Source organism: Burkholderia sp. BCC0419 (genome assembly GCF_902830285.1).
Classification (GTDB): Bacteria; Pseudomonadota; Gammaproteobacteria; order Burkholderiales; family Burkholderiaceae; genus Burkholderia.
Genome location: NZ_CADESR010000002.1, coordinates 1025088 through 1048436, shown reverse-complemented (window position 1 = coordinate 1048436; position 23349 = coordinate 1025088). Strand labels below are relative to the sequence as shown.

The window sequence follows — 23349 nt, the reverse complement described above, 5'->3', positions numbered from 1 at the left end:
GTAGAGGCCCGCATCGAACTTCGTCGGATGTTCCAGCGCGTGAACTGCAATGGGACGCTGGCTGACGATGACATCTGCCCCGTCAGATGCAAGACGGCGGGCGATACTTGCACCTATACCCCGACTTCCGCCGGTTATCAACGCAATTTTCCCAGATAAATCTGCCATATTTTCCTCCATTAATTTAAAACTAAAAGTCAGTCATTGTTACGAGCTGCGGAGCGAAGTAATGTTCTGATTTCTGGAGCCAGAGTGGCAAGTCCCATCAAGGCTAGCGCCACGCCGACCCACAGCGGAGCCCGCAGTCCATATCCGGCGCTGATGCACAGGCCACCTACAAATGCACCAATGACAATACCCAGAGTAATAACCGAGGTATGAATGGTGTTGACGAGGGGTCGGCCATTTGCCGTTCGCATAACCCGCGAAACCATAGCTGGATTCATGGTGACGCCAACCAGGCCAATACCTACCAGCGAAATTGCGGAGACTGCTTTACTCTCGGTAAATAGTCCAAAGGCGATGAGGAAAAATGTCAATAAGAAAAGTCCGGTGACGAGTGTAGAAATAGTGTGGCGGTCAGCCAGTTTTCCAACAACCGTGTTACCAACAACTGTGGCAACGCCATAGATAAAAAGGAGAGTGGCTATGGCATTGTCGCCATATTTAGTGAGATCTTTGAGTATTGGGATAAAGTAGGTAAACGCAGCGAAAGTGGCGCCGATAATAAGCAAGCTTGTTGAGAACGCTGCCCATAATTTGGGATTTTTCAAGGCGGAAATTTCACTGCGTAAGCTGGTCGTTGCTGGTGATAAAATAGAGGGTATTGTAAATACGCTCACGATAGCCGCGAAGATTGCAAGGCCCGCAGTTACCCAGAAACTTTCCCTCCATCCCAGATGCGCCCCAATCAAATTCGCCATTGGCAAACCCAAGACCGTGCCGACCATAATGCCAGCAAGTACGATTGATGTTGCCCAGCCACGCTGTCGTTCTGCGACAAGTTGTACGCAGATGGCAAGAGCCGTGCCGAAGAAAGCGCCTGATACCGAGCCTGTGACCAGCCTTGCGATGATGAGCATGGTATAGGATTGAGCCAGTGCGCCGAGAGCCTCTCCAAATATAAAGATCAAATAGAGCATCAGTAGAGATGTTTTGGGGCGGGCTTTCAGTAGAACTATCGTCAGGAACGGCCCTCCAAAAGCCATAGCAAACGCGTAAATTGAAACTAGATAGCCGATCTGTGAAACGGTCACCTGAAGGTCAGTGGCCATAACGGTAATCATGCCACTAACCTGAAACTCACTGGTCACCATCGCAAAGATGCCGAAGCCAAGGACATAGATGGCGAAGGGCAAGGCGTCAGCACGCTTCTCTGCGCAAGGGTCGCTATATATGTCGCTATTAGAGCCGGTCATATTCGGTGATTCCTTTTGTTGACGAGTCGTTTTCACTATTTTCTTGTGGCTCCGCTCGTGTGATGTGATGACGAGATGCAATTTCTATTTCTCTGGCGGTTGTTTCCGCATCTGCTGGTGGTGGGGGGAGTCCCTCCGTTCTTGCACTTCTTCGACAGAACCAGGCCGAACTATTGCATGAACGTTTCGTGGTCTAAACAAGCTGACGTTTCTTCGGTGCTCGTCGTCTGCTGCGTTGTGGTTGAACCAAGTTATGTTTTCGCGACCGACTAGCCGTTCAACTTGCATCAGAGTTTGTTGCAAGATAGATGTTCCGAACCATTTGCTTGCTTCTGTTGTTGAAGTCATCAGTGCCTCCGGCTCAGCATGGGGGAGTCCAGTTGCTACCATTCGCAGCTTCGCTTAACCGAGCAGGATCTGGCCTGACAGGGGTTGTCCCTGGGAGGTAAATATGCCGAGGGGAGAGGTTTTTATTAAGCCAATGAACATGAGCCAAGACGCGTATGACTCTCGGAATCATCAACTGACTCGGCAACTCGGCCGCACACAGCATCGGAACATGAGCCCACCCAGTCTCTTGAGCAACCAAGGGGGGTAATTCACTAGAGAGGTCTGGCGTGACTGTAAAGAAGAAGCTGATTGGGTCGCCGCGGCGCAGCCTATTTTTCGCGACGAGCTGCCTGAGCATCGCAACGGTACCTATTGCGATTTCATCAGGCCTATCGACAGCGATTTGAACAGCCCCTCTGATAGCTTGAAATTCGTAGAGAGGTCGCATTCTCTGAGGCGTTCTGTTTTGCATCAAGGGTCCCCTTTTTTGTTCTGGCATGCCACATCCTGCACCACTGACCTGCCACACAGGACCAACCGAGATGGTCCCCTAAGGTCTGGAAATCAAAACGAGTCGTCACCTTCCAACAATTTCATAAATGTCACTACAGAAATCTAACTGTCAATTTTTGGATCGTCAACACATTTATGTTATTCTCGATACAGAATTCTGTTGTTCTCGATACGAAATAAAGAAGAGGAAATGGCATGTCACGTAGAGGGCGCCCGCCTAGCTTCGACCGGAGTGTTGCACTGGAACGTGCTATGGAGGTGTTTTGGCAAAAGGGGTACGAAGGGGCACAACTGGTCGATCTGACCGCCGCGATGGGGATCAATCCCCCGAGCTTTTATGCTGCATTCGGTAGTAAGAAGAACGCCTTCTGCGAAGTTGTTGATCTCTATATCAAGACTGTCGGTGCAAGGTCGTCGGAGGCTCTCAATGGTGCCCCAACGGCTCGTGACGGGTTGAGCGAGATGCTCAAGGTCACTATAGACATAGCCACGTCAAATAAAGCAGGGGGCTGTTTGTTGGTCTTGGGTGTTGTCAACAATTTGCCTGAGAACGATGAGGTCTGGGCATATCTCAAAAAAACCCGGCATCAGACGTTGACGCTCATACGAAAACGTCTTGAACGAGGCATGATAGAGGGTGATTTGCCGGGTGAGCTTGATGTTAAGACGCTCGCGGCCCACTTTCTTGGGGTGACTCAGGCTATTTCGTTTCAAGCGCGAGATGGAGCAACGCAGGCGGTGCTAAGGCGGTTGATCGTTCCGGCATTGGCGGCATTACCGTCCATCTCGTCGCCAGCCAGCTGAAAAACTGGACCAGCCAGATGGTCAGCGACCCTCTGGCTTTGAGCGCGGCGTTGTACGCTGCCCAGTTGATGGTCTTGTAGCTGGCCTTTGACCTCTTCGGTTCACTCATGTCCCGAGGCTACCTGCTCTCTGGACCGACTTTGTGCAACAAAGCCTAGCCGTATTAGGCAGATGAACCCGAGCGTCCTGAAGTAGGTTTTGAGTGGCAAAGGCCTTGTGGGGTCACCGAGTTTGCTTCCAGACTCTGGCCCAAGCCACCTGTTCGAAATGACTTTGACTCGGGCATCCCAGGGGGGCCTGTTGCCATCGTGCGACCAGAAAGAAAATCGCTGGACGCAGTCAGGCGCCGCGGCACCGGCTCCCGGCGCGCTCGAACCAGGCTGATTTTGGATGCCACGCCCTCCCATTCGGGAAGCACGCGCACCAGCTGGCCGCTACGCCGGTCGTCGTGTACGTCCCATGTCTCGCGCAGCGAAATCCCCAGACCGGCCACACACCGTAATACCTCACCGTTGTCACTACAGGACGTTCCGTTGATGTGACCTGCTCCCTCTTTCTTTTGCGCGAAGGGTGCCGCATCGAACCGCATCCATCACGCCGCAGATCTCGACGCGCATCGGCGCCACCGCAATGGTCGTGTTCGCCACGAAAGTGTTGAAGTGGCTGCATTGAAGATCGCGGCCGCGTGATCCGCGTCATCCGCCCGTCACCGGCGGAAAGAACGCGACCTCGCTATCCTCCCGCACGACGAATTCCCCGGTCACCATTTCGAGGTTCACGGCCGCCCGCACGGGGCGATCCATCCGCAGCGCGTCCGCGCTGCGCGCGTCGCGCGCGGCCAGCGTGCCGCGCAGCGCGTCGACGGTGAGTTCGCGGGCATCGATCTCGACGGTTTCCTCGTCGAGATCGAGTTGTTCGCGAATGCTCGCGAAGTATTTGATCGTCAGTTTCATTGTGATGTCTCGAGCAGGAGCGGCAGAATCGGAAAACGCGCAGCGAAAGCGGTCAGCCCCAGCGCCGCATCGCCTGGTCGTCATGCGCCTTCGCCTCGACCCAGCCGGATTCGCCGTCGTGCCGGATCTCCTTCTTCCAGAACGGCGCATGGGTCTTCAGGAAATCCATCAGGAATTCGCACGCATCGAACGCGGACGCGCGATGCGCGGCGGCCACCACGACCAGCACGACGGGCTGGCCGAGCGGGATGCGGCCGACGCGGTGCACGATCCTGACCGCTTCGAGCCGCCAGCGCGCAGTCGCCTCCTCGACGATGCTCCACAGCGCCTGTTCGGTCATCGTCGGGTAGTGCTCGACTTCCAGCGCGACGACGTCGTCGACGTCGCCTTCCTTGCGCACCACCCCGAGAAAATTCACGACCGCACCGACATTCGGATTGCGAACGATCGGCGCAAGCTCCGCGCCCGCGTCGATCGGCGCGTGCTGCACGCGCACTTCGAAGCCGGCCGCAATCGCGGGCGCCGGTTCGGGGTGCGGGTCGGTCGCATCGACGGGCGGCGCGGGGCTGCCGGCACGCAGCGGATCGTCCGGCAGCCCGGCGCGGGATTCGGTGAAGGTCGTCATGACAGGTTCTCCAGTGGGCGGCGCATCCGGTGTCGCGCGGCGGCCCGTCAGCCGCCGACGAGCGACATGCGCACGGTCGGATAGGTCTTGCCAGGCGCGCGGGCCGGCCGTGCGGCCCGGCGCTCGGAATAGCGGTCGTCGCGCTGCATCCAGCGTTCGCGCACGGCGGCGGCGAGGTCGGCGGTCGACGCCGCTTCGTCGAGCCACGGCCGCAGGTCGGTGCCTTGCGTCGCGAACAGGCACGTATAAAGCTGGCCGTCGGCCGACACGCGGGCGCGTGAGCAGGTGCCGCAAAACGGATGCGACACGCTCGCGATGAAGCCGACTTCGCCTGCGCCGTCGATGTGCGCGCAACGGATCGCGGTGGCGTCGTGCCCCGGTTCGCCGACGAGCACGAGCGGGTAGTGTTCGTCGATCAGCTCGCGCATCCGCGCGGCCGGCACGACCTTGTCGCCGGACCAGAAGCTGGCGCCGCCGACATCCATGTATTCGATGAACCGCACGGCCACGCCCGTGTGCCGGAAGTGCCGCACGAGCGGCAGGATCTGGTCGTCGTTCACGCCGCGCTCGATCACCGCGTTGACCTTCACCGGCGCGAGCCCGGCCGCATGCGCGGCCTCGATGCCGGCCAGCACGCGCGACACCGGCACGTCGGCGTCGCTCATCCGGCGGAACATCGCGTCGTCGAGCGCATCGAGGCTCACGGTCACGCGCGACAGGCCCGCATCGCGCAACGCGTGCGCCTTCGCGGCGAGCAGCGAGCCGTTGGTCGTCAACGCGATTTCGACGGGCTTGCCGTCGACGGTCGTCAACGCGGCGAGCCGTTCGATCAGCGCTTCGAGGTGGCGGCGCAGCAGCGGCTCGCCGCCCGTGATGCGGATCTTCTCGACGCCGAGTGACGTAAAGGCGCGCGCGATCTTTTCCAGTTGCGCGAACGACAATCGCTCGGACGACGGCATGAACGCGTAGTCGGCGCCGAAGCTTTCGCGCGGCATGCAGTAGCCGCAGCGGAAATTGCACTGGTCGATGACGGACAGGCGCAGGTCGCGCAGCGGACGGCCGAGCGTGTCGGACGGGCGGGGGAAAGCGCCGGGCGCTGCGCCGCCGGATGAAGCGGCGGCGGCCGGCGCGGCGGAAACGATGGCATTCACGATCGGGTCGTCGGCCTGCATGAAGTAAGCGGAGGGGCGTCGCCGCTCGGCCGTGCGGGTGCCGACGTGTCGGCGCACAGGTCGTGACGAGCCTCATCGTGAGCATAGTCCGCCGGGTTTTGCCGGCAGAGACACAATCGCGCCCGAATTGCAGGAATACAGTTCGCCGCGCGGGATGCGCGACAGGCGCGGCGAATGGGGCGAAGGCGGCGCATCGGGCGGATATTCGACGTCGTGCTCATGCGAGCCAGCGCGCGAATTCGTAGTACGGTACCGCGTCGCCGCGCGCGATGCGCCGCCCGGCCGGCAGTCGCGCGAGCCCGCTGGCCAGCACCAGCGACTGCAGCGTGCCGGCGCCTTGCTGACGCAGCGTATCGAGCACCGGCGCGCCGTCGGCACCCACCGTACAGCACACGCGCACGAAGCGCTCGCGCTGCGCATCCGGCTCGAAGCCGGTGTCGATCGGCAGCGACGGCACGACCGGCAGGCACGCGTCGCGCCCTTGCAGGCGGCGGATCAGCGGCGCGACGAACAGCGCGAACGCCGTCATCGCGGCGCCCGGATTGCCGGGCAGCAGCACCACCGGCCGCGCATCGAGCCGCGCGAGCGCGACCGGCTTGCCGGGCTTCATGCGCACGCCGGCGACGAGGAACGATGCGCCGAGCGCGGCCAGCGCGGGGCGCAGCAGGTCCTTGTCGCCGACCGACGCGCCGCCGACGCAGATCACGAGGTCGCACTGCGCGTGCAGGTCGCGCAGCGCCCGATCGACGGCGGCCGTCGTATCGGCCGCATGCATGTGCATCGCGACGTCGGCACCGGTTCCCGCGACCAGCGCGGCGAGCATCGGCGCGTTGCTGTTGTAGATCTGCTGCGGCGCACGCGGCTCGCCGCACGCGACCAGCTCGTCGCCGGTCGTCAGGATGCCGACGCGCAGCGCCGCGCGCACGTCGATCCGCGCGAACCCCTGCGCGGCGGCCACGCCGACGTGCATCGCGCCCATCCGCACGCCGGCCGGCAGGAGCCGATCGCCGGCGCGCACTTCCTCGCCGCGGCGGCGGATGTGCGACCCGCTGCGTTGGGGCGTGTCGAACGTGACGCCGCCGTCCTGTTCGTGCGCATGCTCCTGCATCACGACGGTGTCGGCGCCGGGCGGAATCAGGCTGCCGGTGAAGAGGCGTGCGGCCGTGCGCGGCGCCAGCGGCGCCGGTATGTCGCCGGCATAGCAGCGCTGCGCGACGCGCAGCGGCTCGCCGTGCGCGAGGTCCGCATGACGCACGGCGTAGCCGTCCATCGCGCTCTGGTCGGCGGGCGGCTGGTCGAGCACCGCGGTCAGCGGCGCGGCCAGCACGTGGCCGGCTGCTTGCGCGACCGGCACGGACGCGGCGGCTTCGAGCGGCGCGAACGCGCCGGCGAATTGCTGCTGAGCGGTATCGAAATCGAACAGGTGTTTCATGACGAGTGCGGATGCGCCTGTGCAGGCGTCGATGGGTCGAGGTGAACGGCAGCGGGCGACACGTATTCGACGAAGCCGTCGTTGCGGCAGAAGCCGAGCAGCCGCACGCCGGCTTCGCGGGCGACGTCGATCGCGAGCGACGTCGGCGCCGAGATCGTCGCGATCATCGGGATGCCGACCCGCGCGGCCTTGCGCACCAGTTCGTAGCTCGCGCGGCTCGACAGGAACACGAAACCCGCGCGCAGGTCGGCGCGGCGGCGCGCGAGCTGCCCGATCAGCTTGTCGAGCGCGTTGTGGCGGCCGACGTCCTCGAACACGTCGAGCACGGCGCCGTCGCGGTCGCACCACGCGGCCGCGTGGATGCCGCCCGTCTCACGCATCAGCGTCTGCCGGGCCGGCAATGCACGCGCGGCGTGCGCGATCGCGTCGGCGCCGATGCCCGCGGCGGTGCCGGCGGCCGCGATACGCGGCGGGTGCAGGTCGAGCTGCGCGATGCTTTCGATGCCGCACACGCCGCAGCCCGTGCGGCCGGCCAGCGCGCGGCGGTGCGCCTTCAGCGCCATGAACGCCTGCTGCGACACGGTGAGCCGCACTTCGGCGCTGCCGGGCCGGCATTCGCTTTCGATGTCGAAGACGTCCGACGCGCGCTCGACGATGCCTTCGCTCAGCGCGAAGCCGAGGCCGAACGCGTCGAGGTCGATCGGCGTCGCCATCATGACCGTGTGCGAGATGCCGTTGAACACGAGTGCAACCGGGGTTTCGTCGACGACGCGATCGACGGTGTCGCGCGCGTCGCCGGCACGATGGCGCGTCACCTGACACGCGGTGCTGCCGGTCGGGTCGTCGCGGCGGGTGCAGGACTCCATGCAGGTTTCTCCAGGCGGGGCGGCCGGCGGGCCGGCCGGGCTCGGCGCATGCGCCGAACGACGGGAATCGATGCCGCCGGGCGGGCGCCGAAGGGCGCACGGCCGCCGCGGGCAGGCGTTGCATAACATGTTAAGTGGAGTGAACAGTGCGCCGGAGGCACAGCGCCGCCACGCGGAAAGCAGTACAGCTGACGGTCCCGCCGGCCCGAAATATGTTTTCCGTGCACACATCTTTGGCGGCGCAAGCAGCACAGTTTCAGCGCACGTTCGAGTGATTGCGAGTATCGTTGCAAACGCGATATCGTCATTCACGCTTCGATGCCATGCGAGCGACCGATTGTGCTCGCATGTGTTGTCGCCAAGCCGTCGCGCGATTTCCTGCTTCGGGCGTACGTCCTCACAACCACGAGCAAATTACGGTCATGGAAATCTTCGATGCGTTCCATCTCGCCCGATTGCAATTCGCATTCACGGTGTCGTTCCACATCGTGTTCCCCGCGATCAGCATCGGCATGGCGAGCTTCCTGGCAGTGCTGGAATGGCGCTATCTCGTCACCGGCGACGCCGCCTACAAATCCATGTTTCAGTTCTGGTCGAAGATCTTCGCGATCGGCTTCGGGATGGGGGTGGTCTCCGGCGTCGTGATGGCGTACGAGTTCGGCACCAACTGGGCCGGCTTCTCGCGCGTCGCGGGCAACATCACGGGGCCGCTGCTCACGTACGAAGTCCTGACGGCGTTCTTCCTCGAAGCCGGCTTCCTCGGCGTGATGCTGTTCGGCTGGCAGCGCGTCAGCCCGCGCGCGCACTTCTTCGCGACGCTGATGGTCGCGGTCGGCACGCTGATCTCGACGTTCTGGATTCTCGCGTCGAACAGCTTCATGCAGACGCCGCAAGGCTACAAGATCGAGAACGGCCTCGTCGTGCCGGTCGACTGGTTCAAGATCGTCTTCAACCCGTCGTTTCCGTACCGTCTCGTGCACATGACGATCGCGGCGTTCATCGTCGCGGGCTTCATCGTTGCCGCCTGCGGCGCGTGGCACCTGCTGAAGGGGCGCCGCGACGAGCCGGTGAAGCGCAGCTTCTCGATGGCGCTGTGGATGCTGCTGGTGCTCGCACCGATCCAGATCGTCGTCGGCGACGCGCACGGGCTGAACACGCGCGAATACCAGCCGGCGAAGATCGCGGCGATCGAGGGGCTGTGGGAAACCGAGAAGGGCGGCACCGCGCTGAACCTCGTCGGGCTGCCCGACATGCAGGCCGAAACCACCCGCTATGCGATCCAGGTGCCGCACCTCGGCAGCCTGATCCTCACGCACAGCTGGGACGGCGAGATTCGCGGGCTGAAGGAATTCGCGCCGCAGGACCGCCCGTATTCGCCGATCATCTTCTGGACGTTCCGGATCATGGCCGGCCTCGGGATGCTGATGCTGCTGACCGCGCTGCTCGGGCTGCTGCTGAGAAAGGGCGGACGCCTGTATGAGACGCGCTGGTTCCAGTGGTTCGTGGTGGCGATGGGGCCGTCGGGCATCGTCGCGCTGCTGGCCGGCTGGATCACGACCGAGGTCGGGCGCCAGCCGTGGACCGTGTACGGCGTGCTGCGCACCATCGATTCGGTCGCGCCGCTCAGCGCGCAACAGGTCGGCGTGTCGCTGCTGATCTTCGTGGTCGTGTACTTCCTGGTGTTCGGAACGGGTATCTACTACATGATGAAACTGATGAAGCGCGGGCCGGCTGCCCAGGCCGGCTACATCGAGCTGCACCGGCATCCGGGGCTGCGCAAGAGCGCGCTGTCCACGCCGCTGAACGTCACCGAGGCGGAGTAACCATGCACATCGATCTTCCTGTCGTCTGGGCCGCGATCATCGGCCTCGGCGTATTCATCTACGTGATGCTGGACGGCTTCGATCTCGGCATCGGGCTGCTGTTTCCGTTCTTCGATGCGAAGGCCGAGCGCCAGGTGATGCTCGACACCGTCGCGCCGGTGTGGGACGGCAACGAGACGTTCCTCGTGCTCGGCGGCGCGGGCCTCTACGGCGCGTTCCCGGTCGTGTATTCGACGCTGCTGCCGGCCAACTACCTGCCGCTGGTGCTGATGCTGGTCGGGCTGATCTTCCGGGGCGCCGCGTTCGAGCTGCGCGCGAAAGCCACCCGCACGCAGCACATGTGGGACCTCGCGTTCATCGGCGGCTCGGCGCTCGCGGCGTTCTGCCAGGGGATCGTGCTCGGTTCGCTGCTGCAGGGCATCAAGATCGAGAACAACCAGTTCGCGGGCGGGCCGTTCGACTGGCTGTCGCCGTTCAGCCTGCTGTGCGGGATCGGCGTGCTCGTCACCTATGCGACGCTCGGCTGTGGCTGGCTGATCCTGAAGGTCGACGGCGAATTGCAGCGCAAGATGCGGTTGCTGATGAAGCCGCTCACGGGCGTGCTGCTCGCGGTGATGGGCGTGGTCAGCCTGTGGACCGTGATCGGGTTGCCGGCCGTCGCGCACCGCTGGTTCGGCAGCGGCAACCTCGGCTGGTTCCTGCCGGTGCCGATCCTCGTCGTCGCATGCGTGTGGGGCATCTTCCACTCGGTGAAGCGTGCGCACGAGGCCACGCCGTTCCTGCTGACGCTTGCGCTCGTGTTCCTCGGCTACACGGGGCTCGTGATCAGCATCTGGCCGAACATCGTGCCGCCGTCGCTGACGATCTGGGATGCGTCGTCGAGCCATTCGAGCCAGTTGTTCGCGCTCGTCGGCACCGTGATCGTGCTGCCGATCATCCTCGTGTACAACGCGATGCAGTACCGCGTGTTCCGCGGCAAGGTGCGCGAGGGCGACATCGGCTATCACTGAGCGCCAAGCGAGGTGACGGGGCGCGGCGCTTGCGTATCATCACGCGCAGCGCGGCGCCCGGCCCGGCACCCGACGAAAAGCGGCCCGCCACGCGCGGGCCGTTGCACATCGGGCGCGGGCGCAACGGGTGGCGTATTCCTTTGGCAGTCGAGAAAACATCATGATCGTCAGACCACGACAGAACTGGCTCCGGATGCTGTTCGTATGGAACGGCTCCGTGCTGCAATCGATCATTCCGCAGCTCGTGTTCATGGCGATCGTCAGCACGCTGGCGGTCTTCACGAACGGGCGCATCTTCGGCGAGAAGATTCCGCTCAACACCGCGCCGTTCACGCTGTTCGGGCTCGCGCTCGCGATCTTCCTCGGGTTTCGCAACAACGCGAGCTTCGAGCGCTTCAAGGAGGCGCGGCATCTGTGGGGCAACCTGCTGATCGCCGCACGCGCCGTGACGTCGCAACTGCATCGCTACCTGCCCGACGGCGTGAGCGACGCCGAGCGCAACCGGCTCGCCGATCTGCTGATCGCGCTCGCGTATGCGCTGAAGCACCAGTTGCGTCATACCGATCCGACCGAGGACCTGCGGCGCATTCTCGGGACGGAGCGCACGGCCGCGCTCGGCGGCAAATGCTACAAGCCGGTCGCGATCCTCGACGAACTGCGCGGCGGCATCGTCCGCGCGCTGGGGCGCGCGCCCGGCAGCGACGCGACCTGCTGGATGTTCGAGACGCAGCTCGACGAGCTCGGCAAGTCGGTCGGTGGTTGCGAGCGCATCCAGTCGACGCCGATCCCGTTCTCGTACAGCGTGCTGCTCCATCGCACCGTGTATGCGTATTGCGTGCTGCTGCCGTTCGGGCTCGTCGATTCGACGGAGTTCTTCACGCCGCTGATCTGCGTGTTCATCTCGTACACGCTGATCGCGCTCGAAGCGATCGCGAACGAAGTGGCCGAGCCGTTCGGCCTTGCGCCGAATGCGCTCGCGCTCGATGCGATCACGCGCACGATCGAGCGGTCGGTGCTGGAACTCGGCGATCGGCCGATGCCCGAGGAGTTCGTGCCGGCGTCGACGTATCAGATCACGTAGGCGTATGGTCGGTAGTGTAGTCGTCGGTAAGGTTGCTCGGCCGGATCGACGACGGGTGTGTAGACTCGTGCTCGTTCAATGGAGCCCACACCATGCAACTGCTTGATCACGTGTCGATCGGCGTGCCGGATATCGACCAGGCACGCCCCTTCTACGATGCCGTCATGGCTGCGCTGGGCGCGGCCAAGGTCTATGACCGGCCCACTGCGCTCGGCTATGGCGAGCGTTGCAACGCGAACGACCCTGCATCGACTTTTCTGGCGGTGTATCTGGATCCCGCCGAAGTCGGGACGAGCAAGCGGCACTGGTGTTTCAAGGCCGCTTCCCGCGAGCAGGTGCATGCGTTTTTCGAGGCCGGTCTCTCCACGGGCGGCCAGTCCGACGGCGAACCTGGGTTGCGGCCGCATTACCACGGCGACTACTACGCGGCTTTTCTGGTCGATCCGGCCGGCAACCGGATCGAGGCCGTGTGTCATGTGGCGGCGGTGGAGCGCGAGCGACCATGACGGCGCCGCTCAATCGAAATACGTGAGCCCCATCGCCCCCTTCACCTCCGCGAGCGTTGCTCCCGCTACCTCCCGCGCATGCAACGTGCCGCGCTTCAGGATCGCCATCACTTCGGCCTTGTCGCCCTCGAACTCGCGGCGGCGCGCGCGGATCGGCTCGATCAGCGCCTGTAGCCGCTCGTTCAGCACGCGCTTCACGACACTATCGCCGAGGCCGCCGCGACGATAGTGGGCCTTCAGCTCGTCGACCTTCGCCACGTCCGGCTCGAACGCATCGAGGAAGGTGAACACGACGTTGCCTTCAACCTGGCCCGGGTCGCTCACGCGCAGGTGGTTCGGGTCCGTATACATGTCCTTCACAGCCTGTGTGATCTCGTCCGGCGTCGAGCCGAGTGTGATCGCGTTGCCGAGCGACTTGCTCATCTTGGCCTTGCCGTCGATCCCCGGCAGCCGCGTGACCGCTGACAGCACGGCCTCGCATTCGACCAGCACCGGCTGCTCGACGGTCGCGTTGAAGCGGCGCACGAGTTCGTTGGTCTGCTCGATCATCGGCAACTGGTCGTCGCCGACTGGCACATGCGTCGCCTTGAACGCGGTGATGTCCGCCGCCTGGCTCACCGGGTAGGTCAGGAAGCCGGCCGGGATGTCGCGCTCGAACCCGCGCAGGCGGATTTCTTCCTTGATGGTCGGATTGCGTTCGAGGCGCGCGACCGTGACGAGGTTGAGCAGGTATTGCGACAGTTCGGCGAGTTCGGGCACCTGCGACTGCACGACGATCGTCGAGATCGCCGGATCGATGCCGACTGCAAGGTAGTCGAGCGCGACCTCGATCACGTTCTCGGTGACGCGCTGGCGGCGGCCCATGTTGTCGGTGAGCGCCTGCGTATCGGCGAGCAGCAGGAATTGCGTCGCCTCGTGCTGCATCTGCACGCGTGCGCGCAGCGAGCCGATGTAGTGGCCGAGATGCAGCGGGCCGGTCGTGCGGTCGCCGGTGAGGATGGTCGGGCGGGCGGGTTGCGTCATGGTCGTCGTTGGTTCCGGGTTATCGAAGCCGCCAGCCACGATGTCAGCGCAGAAACGCAAATGCCGCCATCGCTGGCGGCATCACGTTTGGGACATGCAAAAGGAAACGGGCCGCCTGGGTCAGGCGCGCCACCAGCAATGCACGATCGGCGAGGCGGGTTTCGTTTTCATCGCGGCAGTATAGCGTAGTGCGTGGGCGGACGTGTGCGTCAGCGGATCACCGACTCCATCGCGAGATAGGCGGTTTCGGCGGACGGCCATAGTAAATACAGCAGGCCGGCCATCAGCAGCCACGCGCCAGCGCGTACGAGCGGCATGCGGTCTTTGTGGTGCGAGGGACGGGGGGACTGCGTCGATTTCTTCATGCTTGCAGGCGCGGGGGGCGCCACTCCAACGGTTACTGCAACGGGTCGCGCGGGGCGAGCCGGGGTGTTGCGGGGAAATGGGTCATAAATACGTGGCGTGCCGTTTGACCGCAGTCGGTATGTGTGTCGGCCCGGCGCGCGACGATCCCGGGGGGATTGGTCATGTGCGACACGCATGCTATCAGTTTGGCCGCCCGCGAACCTTAAAGAATTGTCCGGGCTAAGGGCTAGGCGCCGCGTGTTGAGGCATGGCGACGTTTGGCGTCAATCGTCCGAGAGAATATGAAAATTCAATAAAATCAACGGATTACCATTCATTTGCTTTGAGGGGTCCGATCGACTATCGAGACATCGAGCATTCTTTGCACCTTCCGTCGCGCTAACTAGCATGTCGTGATTGTTTTTGTGTGAATGTTGCACTTAAAATCGGTGACCAAACAATTAAGCGCAGGTGGCCTGGCGGTCTGAGAGCGCCGTTGCCGAATGCCCATCGACAAGTGAACGTGACCGAAATGCTTCGCGCCTTCGTTGGCGCGCTCGATCAGAACAATCGTGCGATTCGATTTGATTGGGGCCGTCATCAGGATGCGCTGGCGCATGTCCTGGTGCCACAGAACATCGATTTGACGGAGGGTCTCTGTGTCGGCATCGAAGGGCACCTGACCTGCCTGTCGTCACGCCCGGATCTGCCGCTCTCCGCCTTTCTGGGGTTGCCGCTTTCGGTGCAACTGATGACGGATCGAGGCACGCCATATCCGATCAACGGGATCATCACGGATGTCCGCGCCGGTCAATCGGACGGCTCCCTCACGTGTGTACAACTGACATTGAGAGATGCGCTGGGTATTCTCGATCAGCGGATCAACAGCAGAACGTTCCGTTCGATGAGTGTCCCGGACATTCTGGAGACGCTGCTGCACGAATGGCAGCAACGCAGCTCCGCGTTGGCGCAGGCTTTCGATTTCGAGCTCGTGCTGGATCGCAACCAGTATCCAAAGCGCGAGCAGACGCGCCAGGCGGGTGAATCGGATGCGGCCTTCATTCGCCGGTTGTGTCGACGTGACGGCATTTTCTGGTACGCCCGGGCCGGCAAGCATGATGGTGCGGCCGCCGACACGCCGGTCCATACGCTCGTGTTCTGCGACGATCCGACGAAGCTGCCGCAAGCGGCGGCAGGTCAGGTGCCTTACCACCGAGGTACGCAGTCGCGGGAGCGTGACTCGGTCACGCTATGGTCCACGGCTCGTGCGCTGACGCCCGGAAGTGTGCGGCGTGCCAGCTGGGATTACAAGACCGGCAGGCTCGCGCAGGCCGAGCAGGAGACGATCGTTGATCAGGGCGAGGCGGGCAACGATCTCGCGAAGCTGCTGGCTGACTCGGTCATCGACGTTCCGCATGCGGCGGACTCGGATGCCGACCACGAGCGTCTGGCGAAGGCTCGGATTCTGGCACATGAACATCGCGCCGAATGCGTGCATGCATCGAGCGATGTCCGGGATGTCTCGCCGGGCTTCTGGTTCACGCTGCTTGGGCACCCGGAGGTCGATACCCGGCCCGAGGAGCAGCGGCAGTTCGTCGTTACCAGTTTGCACCACCGAGCGAGCAACAATTTTTCGAAGGCGCTCGACGAGCGGGCCCAAGCGCTGTTTGCCGCGAGTCGCTGGAGTTTCGACGCGTTGCCGGTCGACGAGGGTGCCGGGGTTCGCTACGAGAACACATTCATTTGCGTGCGCCGCGGTGTGCCGCTGACACCTGCCTACGATCCGCGCGTCGATTTGCCTCCCGTGCACCCGTTTACCGCGAAAGTGGTTGGCCAGGACGGCGAGGAAGTGCACTGCGACGAATTGGGGCGCATCAAGGTGCAGATTCTTGGTTTGCGCGCCGACGATCATGCCCATGCGCAAGGTGCCGGCACCAGCGGAACCGAGCGCGACAGCGCGTGGGTGAGATGGGTCAGCCCCTGGGCCGGCCCGAACTACGGCATGGACATGCTGCCGCGCGCGGGAATGGAAGTGCTGATCGACCATTTGCACGGCGACCCCGACAAGATGGTCGTGACCGGGGTGCTGCACGGTGGCCCCAACATGCCGACCACGTTCAGCCACACCGGCTCGCTTCCGGGCAATCGATATCTTTCCGGCATCAAGACCAAGGAGGTCAAGGCGGATCGCTACAACCAGCTGCGTTTCGACGATACGCCCGGCCAGATCAGCAGCCAGCTTGCCAGCGAACACACCTATACCCAGTTGAACCTTGGCTACCTGACGGAGCCTCGTAGCGATGGCAAGGGAGCGCCTCGCGGCGACGGTTTGGAGGCCAGAACCGATGCCCAGGCGGTCATTCGCGCCGCGAAGGGCGTCTACGTGACCGCGCAGCAGCAGGGGCGTGCCGAAGGCAAGATGCTCGAACGCACGGCGTTGCAGACGTTGATCGAACAATTGCAGGAGCTGGTGCGGAACCTTGGTGATGCGTCCGCCGCGAACGATGCCGACAATACCGACCTGGCACGCATCGAGAAGATCACATCGCAGATTAAGGGCTGGGATGCAGGCAGCAACGTTGATCAGGCTGGCGGCGGCGCTGGCGGTGCGCCAATGGTGGCAATCGAGGGGCCAGCCGGCGTGACCGTGGTCAGCCAGGACGCGATGGTGCTCGGGGCGCAGACCAACATCGATGCGGTGAGTGCCGGCAACACGCAGATCAGCGCAGGACGTCGCCTGTTGATGCGCGTCGGAGACTGGATGAGCGCCTTCGCGGCCAAGGGCATGACGCTGGTGACGGCAGACGGGAAGCTGCGAATCGAGGCGCACAAGGAAGATGTGGTCGTGAAGGCCGCCAAGCGCATCATCCTGGAGGCAGGCGAGGAAATCGTGTTCCGCTCGCCGAAGGTCAATACCCAGGCGAGCGACGAAGCGTTGATCAACGGAGGATCGAGCTACAGCCAGTGGAATGGCAGCGGCGTCGTGCATGGCACGAGCGGGGTATGGCGCGAACATGCAGCGTCGCACAGTCTCGTCGGGCCGGACAACAAGCCTGTGAAAGCGCCCGATCCCCTGACGTTCAAGGAGCTTGAGCAACAGGACAGCCTTGCGGTGGTGCTCCGTTCCCACCCGAACGCCGGCCGGCCGCTTGCCTACGAGCCGTACACCCTTTACAAGGGGGCGGCCAAGATCGCGGACGGCGTGACCGACGAGCACGGTCAACTGATCATTGCGAATCACCAGAAGGGCACGTCTTCCTATACGGTCAAGCTGCATAACGGGCACGAGATCGAGGTGCCCGTGATGGAGGGAGGGTTGAGCGACGATGATCAACTGGCCGCGCAGGGATGGCGGGCAGTCGACGGCGATCCGGAATCGCGCCAACGCCACGCACAGGGCTGACCGGCGATTCGCTACAGTTTTCGACGAGAAACGTGATGTCCGATACCAATACTCAAAACAAATCGAAGGCGCCGGTCGATGTCGACAAGCGTCAGGCGGTCGCCAGTGCGCAGTGGTTTCTGGAAAAGCAGGCGGACTACTACGCGCCGCCGTATGAAAAGAACAATCTCGACGTCTTCATTTGCGGCGAGGACGCGTTTACGCAGATTGCGGCCGACTTGAAGGCGGCCAAGCATAGTGTCGAAATCATTTGCTGGGGCTTCGACCCGGGGATGGAACTGATCCGCAAGGGCACGGTCTGGCCGCGAGGAGATACCTGGGGCGGCCTGCTGCGCGATGTGGCGGCCGGGAAATTCAACAACGGTAAGCCGGTGCAGGTTCGCTTGCTCTCGTGGTATGGCGTGATCGGAAGTACCATCTCGAATAACATGCCGGGCTACAGCGGAGGCCGCCTTACTTACGAGCAGAAGATGGCCAGGGAGGTCGGCAAGGCAGGCGGCATCTATGTGCAGTTGGGCGATGCGCCGCAGCCGCAGACTCCGCAGGAGCGGCGCGAGGACTTCAATGCGCGATGGTACGACGACGCGTTTGCCGGCCGCCTGCCCAACCTGTCGCTGCGTACGCGGGACGGCAGCAGCAAGGACGTTCACGAAAGCCTGGCGCACGAGCCGGGCAAGCGCGATAACCTGGAAGATTTCGGTCTGGAGAAATTGGCCACCGACCATCAGAAGACCATCCTGATCGACTACGACCACGAGGGTGGTATACACGCCGTCGGCTATGTGATGGGGCTGAACAGCGTGACCGACTATTGGGATACGCAGCAGCATCTCTTCAACGATCCCCGTCGCGGTGAGGGATGGGAGGGCGCCAACGACTCGCAACCGGGATTGAAGCCTTATCAGGACTACGCAAGCCGGATTAGGGGCGAAGCTCTGGTGGCGGTGAGCAAAAACTTCGCCGATGCATGGAACCGGGCCAAGGGCCGCGGAGCGAACCTGTCACGGACACACGATTTCAAAAAGGTGCCCCCGGGCTTGACGCAGAATCTCGGCACGCCGTGCCAGCGTGCGCAAATCGTCCGTACGCAGCCCGAAGAAAAGGACAAATCCGTCAAGGCGTTGTATATCCAGGCGACGTCGTTTGCGCGCAGCTATATCTATATCGAAAACCAGTATTTCCAATATACCGAGTGGCCGGCGAAGCTGAAGGAATTGCGAACCGCGTTTCTGTCGCGCAGTCAGGCGGCCGGAAAGAGTCCGACCGACATACCAAATCTGCACGTGATGGCCGTCATCCCCACGCCCGAGCGGGTACAGATGGTGCCGCGCACGCACGACACGGTCAAGGTGCTCGGCTATGGCACCTCGATGCCCAATCAGGACAAGGCGGTCGAAGACGAACTCGCGCGCAACCGGCAGCAACAGGCGACCTGGGACGCCTACGTCAAACGGCAGAAGGAGAGCGGCGCAAGGATCGACCCCGACTATTATCCTGCTCCGCTGTCGCCTGCGGCGCAAAGCGCCAAGGACCTCGGTGACAAGGCGTCGTTGACGAAATCGCTGGATCAGATGGGCATTCGTGCGCTGGTCGGTAGCCTATGGTCCTTTGACTACAATTGGCGCAGCTCCACGCTGAATACCGAGACGGAGAAGAAACGGGCGCGCTGGGATGACTACGTAAAAAAGCAGCAAGCCAAAGGCGAACTGCCGGACCCGGACTTGGCGCCGATGTTGCCGTTGCCGGCACAATCGTTCGCGGCTCGGTACAGGGAGATCTACATCCACAGTAAATTGCTGATGATCGACGACAGTTTCTTCACGTTGGGCAGTGCCAATCTGAATTTGCGAAGCATGGCAGTGGATGCCGAGATCAACGTGGGAACCGATGACCGCGCGAAAAGCGAAGATTTGCGCAAACGGGTGTGGAAGCTTCACACTGGAAATGCAGCGGATTGCAATCCGTCTTCGCTGACTCCGCAGGCCATGTCGAAGGCGTTCCGCAACTGGGTGCAATTGCTGCGGGCCAACGAGCTCGCCCGAAAGAAGGGGGACGCGCCAACTGGCTTCCTGCATCCGTTCCATGATGAGCGTGTGACAGGCATTCGCTTATCTTGAGTAGGCTTCCTAAATCGTGCTAAATCAATTGCGTTCGACTCTCGCCAACCGTATCGGCTTCGCCCGGTTAGTTTGTGCTTTCCTGTTCCTTGCATGTGCCGCCTGCTCAATGAACGATTCTCTTCCTCGCAACATGTCGTTGACTGCCTTCGACCCGCATCGCACAGCATTCGAGTGCAAGCACGAGGTTGACGTGGTTCCCCCGGTCGATCCGGAGGCCGATCGCTGGAATCAGCAGGCAATGGCGCTGACCAGTTCGCTGTTATGGCCGAACCAGCGCGATTACAAGGGTGCCGTCGATTTGTGGACGAAGGCGGCCGAGCGCAAGCACTGGAAAGCCATGCTGAATTTGGCGAATGCCTACGCGCAGGGGCAGGGTGTGGAACGTGATTCGGAACATGCCGTCCAGATCACCGAACAGGCGATGAAACTGGGTATTCCGGCAGCCTACGATCTGATGGGCACATACCACATGAACGGGATGGGCGTTAAGCAGGATGCCAGCCGCGCCTATGCATTCTGGCAACTGGCCGCCGATATGGGCAGCCCGAGTGCGATGGCGTATTTGGGTGGCAAGATGGACGCGCTCTATGACGACCCGAAGGCCGGCTTCTGGGGTAACCGCAAGATCGCACTCCAGATGCTTGAATGTGCGGTCGCGCAGGGCAATGGATCTGCTGCATATCAGTTGGGAACGACTATTGCGGGTGATCGAGCCGAGTTGAGCGAGAACAACGAACGCGCACTGAAGACGCTGCATGCGGGCGTGAAACTCGGCAGCGCCGAAAGCGCGGGGTGGTTGAGTGCGTCGTTTGGCAAGGGGGACGCCTTGGTCGGCCATATCAAGGATGAAGCCCGCGCCGAGCGCTACAGTGTCCTTGCCGACCGCCTCGAGCGCGACCCCGACCTGCGCCTGCCGAATCTGGACAAGGTCGTGCCGCTGCCGCCCGCCAAGCTGCCCAAGTGGGATGGCAACAAGGAGACGTTGATCGACGCGGCGAAAGCAGTGACGTCCGTGCCGGTGTCGCCGGTCAAACCCCCGGCGCACCCCGTGTCGCTGCGTACGGGCCGCGCGTACGTGCCCGATGGCTACATGCTGCCGGAGAAGCCACAGGTTGCCGTTCCTCCGCAGGCGGAAACGACGGCCGCTCCTGTCGGTGGTTACTGGCTCGCACAGCTGAAGTATCCGACCGCCGAACGTCACTTCGCATGGAATGCGGCTCAGGTGCCGATGCATTACCGGAATGAGGAACTGTTCGATCGGAGTCGCCCCGGCCTGATGCCCGAGGACGGTCGCATCTTCTTCCACTATGTCGGCGATGCGATTCCGATGCCCGTGCAATCGGTGGAATCGCATCCGCGTGTGACGCAGGGCATTGCGCGCGCCGCTGAATTTCCCGACCCGGCCATCCGGTGTCGCGGCATGCGCGCGTGCCCGGTGACCGGTATCTGGCAGGCCGCGGTGGCGGACGATCATCCTCGGGCGGCCACGTTCAATCAGTGGTATCGCCAGGCCTACGTATTGCAGGGTGACGCGTTCCCCGATCCACGGGCCATGCATCTGGACGTATCGCCGGCGGACGTGACGTGGACGTGGTGGAACGAAGCCAATCACCTGGGATTCGCGAAGCTGCCTCAGGTCAGCGTCGGTAACCCTTCCGAGAACGCTTGACGGAGCAGAGATGCGTAAATCGACGATTGCTGCGACGGTGTGTGTCGGAGGGATAATCCTGGCCGCCTGGGGGGCGGTTGCAACAATGGGGGCTGTGGCGCAGATCAGCGGAGGTAGCTACGGTTCGCACGATATAAGCGATTTCGCGATCGAGAATTTCCTGTTTCTCGGTCCGCTGCTTGCGTTGGGTGGCCTGGTCGCATGGTTCGCCAGCCGGGGTTCGGCAACATCCGACGACGATGGTGATGAACAGCCTTCGGGCGAGGATGAGCGCGATCCGGCCGCTCCCGCGCACCGGGACGCAGACCGATGAGCAGTGCTGACATCATCTACAAGCACGATCAGTGGCGCAAGGGCGCGGGCGGCATGCCCGCAGGACTGTCCGGTCAGGCAGACAGTTCGGCCTATGCCGGCCTCGATCTGGGTCTCGCGCAATTTGCCGGTAGCAGTTTCAGCGGTAGCAGCTTCGCCGGAACGTCATTCCGGCAGGCCGGCTGGACGGGTTGCCGGTTCTCGGCCTGCACGTTTACCGGTTGCGATTTTGCAGAGATTGCGATTTCCGGATGCACATTCGTGGATTGCAGCTTCAATGACGCCGCTTTTCAGGGCAGCACTTTCAACGGCGTGAAATTTCTCGGATGCAGGTGGAACGGCGTCAAGTTCGACGGCAACACATGGCATTCGGTGCAGGTGCTGGACTGTACCGGCACGACGGTTGAAGCTCACGGCCTCAAGGGACTCGATGTCGACTTCACCGGAAGCTATTTCGAGCATCTGGCGTTCGAGGATACGGAAATCAACGGCGGGCATTGAGTCGAGACCGCCACCGTTGCGGGGTTTCGTCGACGTAGTGGCGAGTTGATTCGCGACGGTTACCCATTGCGTGTTCGGTTCCGCACCGCAGCCCCGAGAAAATGGTGTTCCGCCGAATCTGCACGAGCGCAACACGGTGACATTCTCGGCGGCGGCAGTGGTGTGCGCGTCGGCTTGAGAAACAAGCCTCGAACTGGGGAACATCGAATACGGCAGCACTTGCGGCGAAAGTACCGCGTGACGGCGCGGAACTTCGCGAGGCAGCCCTCCCCGCTTCGCCCGAATCCGAATCACATCCGATGCGGGCGCAAATGTCCCGCCAAATCGTGCGGTGCGCGGCGGGCCGGCACTATCCCAAGCCGCCTCAGTTTTTTGCCCGCCGACGCCGACGAAAAATACCATTTCGCGTAAAGCGACCTATCAGCGAGCGGACGGGCGCGACCGTACGTGGCTGCCCGTCCGCTCGAACAACGTGTACTCCGGGATGCACGCGTTCACGCGCGGCCCGGACGCCGGCGACATCGGACACTGACACCCACCGCCCGCACGCGGTCCCGCCCAACTTCACAGACCCCTCGCACGGTTCGTCCTTGCAGCAGTCCTGCCGAATTTCCGGCAAGGCCGTCGCACATTCCTTTCCCGGAGAACCCCATGCGATATCCGTTGCAGCACGCCGACCAAGCCGCCGTGGCGCGGCGTCCATCCGACCCCGAACCGCGTGTACCCGTGCCGCGAGCGAACCTCGAGGAGGTGTAAGCCATGAGTAACGAAGCACTCGACCCCCTGCTGCGGCAGTTCGCGGAGAAGCGACTCGGGCGACCTCTCGAGCCTGGCGAAGAACAGGCGCTGCTTGAGCAACTGCCGAGCCGGCAAGGAAACCCGCCGGCGCCCGCCGACGGCCCGGCCACGCAGGCGAGCGCCGCGAAGCCGCCCTTGCCGCAGTTCAAAACCCGGCAAGAGGCGCGCGAACAGGTCAAGCATTTCCTCCAGCTCAACCAGCAAAAGGCGTACGAGAAGATGCGCGGCATCCTGCAGACGATCGACACGCAGAACGAGACGACCCTCGGCATGCTCGCGTCGGAACAGCGGAAAGTATCGGGCGTACTCGACGCGCACGAGCAGGCCGGCGACGCGCAGACATCCGGCGCAGCCGAGATTCAGGACAGCACCCGCGAGGCGCTGACGATGATCGGGGAACAGTTGACGGGCCTGATCCGGCAGGAAATCGAAGCATGCTTCCGGCAATACGGCGATGCGCTCGCCGAAGGGCTTGCCGCCAGGCTCGACGCGATGGAGGACCGGTTGCGGAGCATCGGCGCCGGTCCGGCCGAATCGTCCGAACCCACCGCTGCCGTTCACGATACGCCCGGCCCAGCGTCCATGGAGTAGCACGCGGGTCATGCGGCCGAACGCGAAACCGGCCGGCCCCGATGTGCGACCTCT

General features: G+C 62.9%; 18 protein-coding genes and 2 pseudogenes. 11 read left to right on the top strand and 9 right to left on the bottom strand.

The genetic code is table 11. From position 1 onward, the window contains the following. Positions 1-60 precede the first annotated feature (60 nt). Positions 61-180, bottom strand: a pseudogene (locus tag HWW87_RS37195) (SDR family NAD(P)-dependent oxidoreductase); the annotation flags it as partial. A 17-nt stretch (positions 181-197) separates the two neighbouring features. Next, complete coding sequence (locus HWW87_RS18250) at positions 198-1454, bottom strand: MFS transporter (protein ID WP_244107296.1); 1257 nt, start codon at positions 1452-1454, stop codon at positions 198-200. 1059 nt (positions 1455-2513) lie between these two features. On the opposite strand from HWW87_RS18250, the gene HWW87_RS18240 reads away from it, so the two are divergent. After that, positions 2514-3065: a TetR/AcrR family transcriptional regulator gene (locus HWW87_RS18240; protein WP_244107295.1), complete on the top strand. Its 552-nt coding sequence runs from the start codon at positions 2514-2516 to the stop codon at positions 3063-3065. A 10-nt stretch (positions 3066-3075) separates the two neighbouring features. Here HWW87_RS18240 and HWW87_RS18235 read toward each other — a convergent pair. From HWW87_RS18235 to fdhD, 6 genes and pseudogenes are all read right to left on the bottom strand, one after another. Next, positions 3076-3174 (bottom strand): annotated as a pseudogene (locus HWW87_RS18235) (IS5/IS1182 family transposase); the annotation flags it as partial. Between the two features lie 586 nt (positions 3175-3760). Next, positions 3761-4018: a molybdopterin converting factor subunit 1 gene (gene moaD / locus HWW87_RS18230; protein ID WP_175821458.1), complete on the bottom strand. Its 258-nt coding sequence runs from the start codon at positions 4016-4018 to the stop codon at positions 3761-3763. Positions 4019-4070: 52 nt separating this feature from the next. Continuing rightward, the gene (locus HWW87_RS18225; protein ID WP_175821457.1) at positions 4071-4643 is read right to left on the bottom strand and encodes a molybdenum cofactor biosynthesis protein MoaE; all 573 of its coding nucleotides are present in this window, start codon (positions 4641-4643) and stop codon (positions 4071-4073) included. Positions 4644-4690: 47 nt separating this feature from the next. Next, positions 4691-5815, bottom strand: coding sequence for a GTP 3',8-cyclase MoaA (gene moaA, locus HWW87_RS18220; protein WP_175821456.1), 1125 nt, complete (start codon positions 5813-5815; stop codon positions 4691-4693). A 217-nt stretch (positions 5816-6032) separates the two neighbouring features. Beyond that, positions 6033-7247, bottom strand: coding sequence for a gephyrin-like molybdotransferase Glp (gene glp / locus HWW87_RS18215; protein WP_175821455.1), 1215 nt, complete (start codon positions 7245-7247; stop codon positions 6033-6035). Further along, entirely contained in the window at positions 7244-8113 is an 870-nt protein-coding gene (gene fdhD / locus HWW87_RS18210; protein WP_175821454.1) for a formate dehydrogenase accessory sulfurtransferase FdhD, read from the bottom strand. The genes glp and fdhD overlap by 4 nt, the downstream gene beginning before the upstream one ends. A gap of 422 nt (positions 8114-8535) precedes the next feature. On the opposite strand from fdhD, the gene HWW87_RS18205 reads away from it, so the two are divergent. From HWW87_RS18205 to HWW87_RS18190, 4 genes are all read left to right on the top strand, one after another. Continuing rightward, positions 8536-9936: a cytochrome ubiquinol oxidase subunit I gene (locus HWW87_RS18205; protein WP_174432900.1), complete on the top strand. Its 1401-nt coding sequence runs from the start codon at positions 8536-8538 to the stop codon at positions 9934-9936. Between the two features lie 2 nt (positions 9937-9938). Next, positions 9939-10946 carry a cytochrome d ubiquinol oxidase subunit II gene (cydB, locus tag HWW87_RS18200; RefSeq protein WP_174432901.1) on the top strand — a complete coding sequence of 336 codons (1008 nt, stop codon included), beginning with the start codon at positions 9939-9941 and terminating at the stop codon, positions 10944-10946. A 160-nt stretch (positions 10947-11106) separates the two neighbouring features. Next, a complete protein-coding gene (locus HWW87_RS18195; protein WP_175821453.1) occupies positions 11107-12027 on the top strand; it encodes a bestrophin family ion channel in 921 nt (306 codons plus the stop codon). Positions 12028-12119: 92 nt separating this feature from the next. Then, positions 12120-12533, top strand: a complete 414-nt coding sequence (locus HWW87_RS18190; protein WP_175821452.1) for a VOC family protein — start codon at positions 12120-12122, stop codon at positions 12531-12533. A 9-nt stretch (positions 12534-12542) separates the two neighbouring features. Here the strand turns inward: HWW87_RS18190 and trpS are convergent, their stop codons facing one another. Continuing rightward, complete coding sequence (gene trpS, locus HWW87_RS18185; protein ID WP_175821451.1) at positions 12543-13556, bottom strand: tryptophan--tRNA ligase; 1014 nt, start codon at positions 13554-13556, stop codon at positions 12543-12545. 877 nt (positions 13557-14433) lie between these two features. Between trpS and HWW87_RS18180 the strand changes: the two genes are divergently transcribed. From HWW87_RS18180 to HWW87_RS18155, 6 genes are all read left to right on the top strand, one after another. Beyond that, a complete protein-coding gene (locus HWW87_RS18180) occupies positions 14434-17304 on the top strand; it encodes a type VI secretion system Vgr family protein (RefSeq protein WP_175821520.1) in 2871 nt (956 codons plus the stop codon). Between the two features lie 35 nt (positions 17305-17339). Then, positions 17340-19421 (top strand): phospholipase D-like domain-containing protein, encoded by a 2082-nt coding sequence (locus HWW87_RS18175; protein WP_175821450.1) that lies wholly within the window; start codon positions 17340-17342, stop codon positions 19419-19421. Between the two features lie 109 nt (positions 19422-19530). Beyond that, positions 19531-21093 carry a DUF6396 domain-containing protein gene (locus HWW87_RS18170; protein ID WP_175821449.1) on the top strand — a complete coding sequence of 521 codons (1563 nt, stop codon included), beginning with the start codon at positions 19531-19533 and terminating at the stop codon, positions 21091-21093. A 10-nt stretch (positions 21094-21103) separates the two neighbouring features. Continuing rightward, positions 21104-21406, top strand: a complete 303-nt coding sequence (locus tag HWW87_RS18165) for a hypothetical protein (RefSeq protein WP_175821448.1) — start codon at positions 21104-21106, stop codon at positions 21404-21406. After that, complete coding sequence (locus HWW87_RS18160; RefSeq protein ID WP_175821447.1) at positions 21403-21906, top strand: pentapeptide repeat-containing protein; 504 nt, start codon at positions 21403-21405, stop codon at positions 21904-21906. Before HWW87_RS18165 ends, HWW87_RS18160 begins: the two co-directional genes overlap by 4 nt. Positions 21907-22665: 759 nt before the next feature. Beyond that, on the top strand, positions 22666-23295 hold the full coding sequence (locus HWW87_RS18155; RefSeq protein WP_175821446.1) for a hypothetical protein: 630 nt from the start codon (positions 22666-22668) through the stop codon (positions 23293-23295). Positions 23296-23349 lie beyond the last annotated feature (54 nt).

Coding starts and splice junctions, on each gene's coding strand:
- moaA (WP_175821456.1), bottom strand. CDS start 5,815: ATGCAGGCCGACGACCCGATCGTGAATGCCATCGTTTCCGCCGCGCCG.
- glp (WP_175821455.1), bottom strand. CDS start 7,247: ATGAAACACCTGTTCGATTTCGATACCGCTCAGCAGCAATTCGCCGGC.
- HWW87_RS18155 (WP_175821446.1), top strand. CDS start 22,666: ATGAGTAACGAAGCACTCGACCCCCTGCTGCGGCAGTTCGCGGAGAAG.
- moaD (WP_175821458.1), bottom strand. CDS start 4,018: ATGAAACTGACGATCAAATACTTCGCGAGCATTCGCGAACAACTCGAT.
- cydB (WP_174432901.1), top strand. CDS start 9,939: ATGCACATCGATCTTCCTGTCGTCTGGGCCGCGATCATCGGCCTCGGC.
- HWW87_RS18190 (WP_175821452.1), top strand. CDS start 12,120: ATGCAACTGCTTGATCACGTGTCGATCGGCGTGCCGGATATCGACCAG.
- HWW87_RS18170 (WP_175821449.1), top strand. CDS start 19,531: ATGAACGATTCTCTTCCTCGCAACATGTCGTTGACTGCCTTCGACCCG.
- HWW87_RS18175 (WP_175821450.1), top strand. CDS start 17,340: ATGTCCGATACCAATACTCAAAACAAATCGAAGGCGCCGGTCGATGTC.
- HWW87_RS18195 (WP_175821453.1), top strand. CDS start 11,107: ATGATCGTCAGACCACGACAGAACTGGCTCCGGATGCTGTTCGTATGG.
- HWW87_RS18205 (WP_174432900.1), top strand. CDS start 8,536: ATGGAAATCTTCGATGCGTTCCATCTCGCCCGATTGCAATTCGCATTC.
- HWW87_RS18180 (WP_175821520.1), top strand. CDS start 14,434: ATGCTTCGCGCCTTCGTTGGCGCGCTCGATCAGAACAATCGTGCGATT.
- trpS (WP_175821451.1), bottom strand. CDS start 13,556: ATGACGCAACCCGCCCGCCCGACCATCCTCACCGGCGACCGCACGACC.
- fdhD (WP_175821454.1), bottom strand. CDS start 8,113: ATGGAGTCCTGCACCCGCCGCGACGACCCGACCGGCAGCACCGCGTGT.
- HWW87_RS18240 (WP_244107295.1), top strand. CDS start 2,514: ATGGAGGTGTTTTGGCAAAAGGGGTACGAAGGGGCACAACTGGTCGAT.
- HWW87_RS18165 (WP_175821448.1), top strand. CDS start 21,104: ATGCGTAAATCGACGATTGCTGCGACGGTGTGTGTCGGAGGGATAATC.
- HWW87_RS18225 (WP_175821457.1), bottom strand. CDS start 4,643: ATGACGACCTTCACCGAATCCCGCGCCGGGCTGCCGGACGATCCGCTG.
- HWW87_RS18160 (WP_175821447.1), top strand. CDS start 21,403: ATGAGCAGTGCTGACATCATCTACAAGCACGATCAGTGGCGCAAGGGC.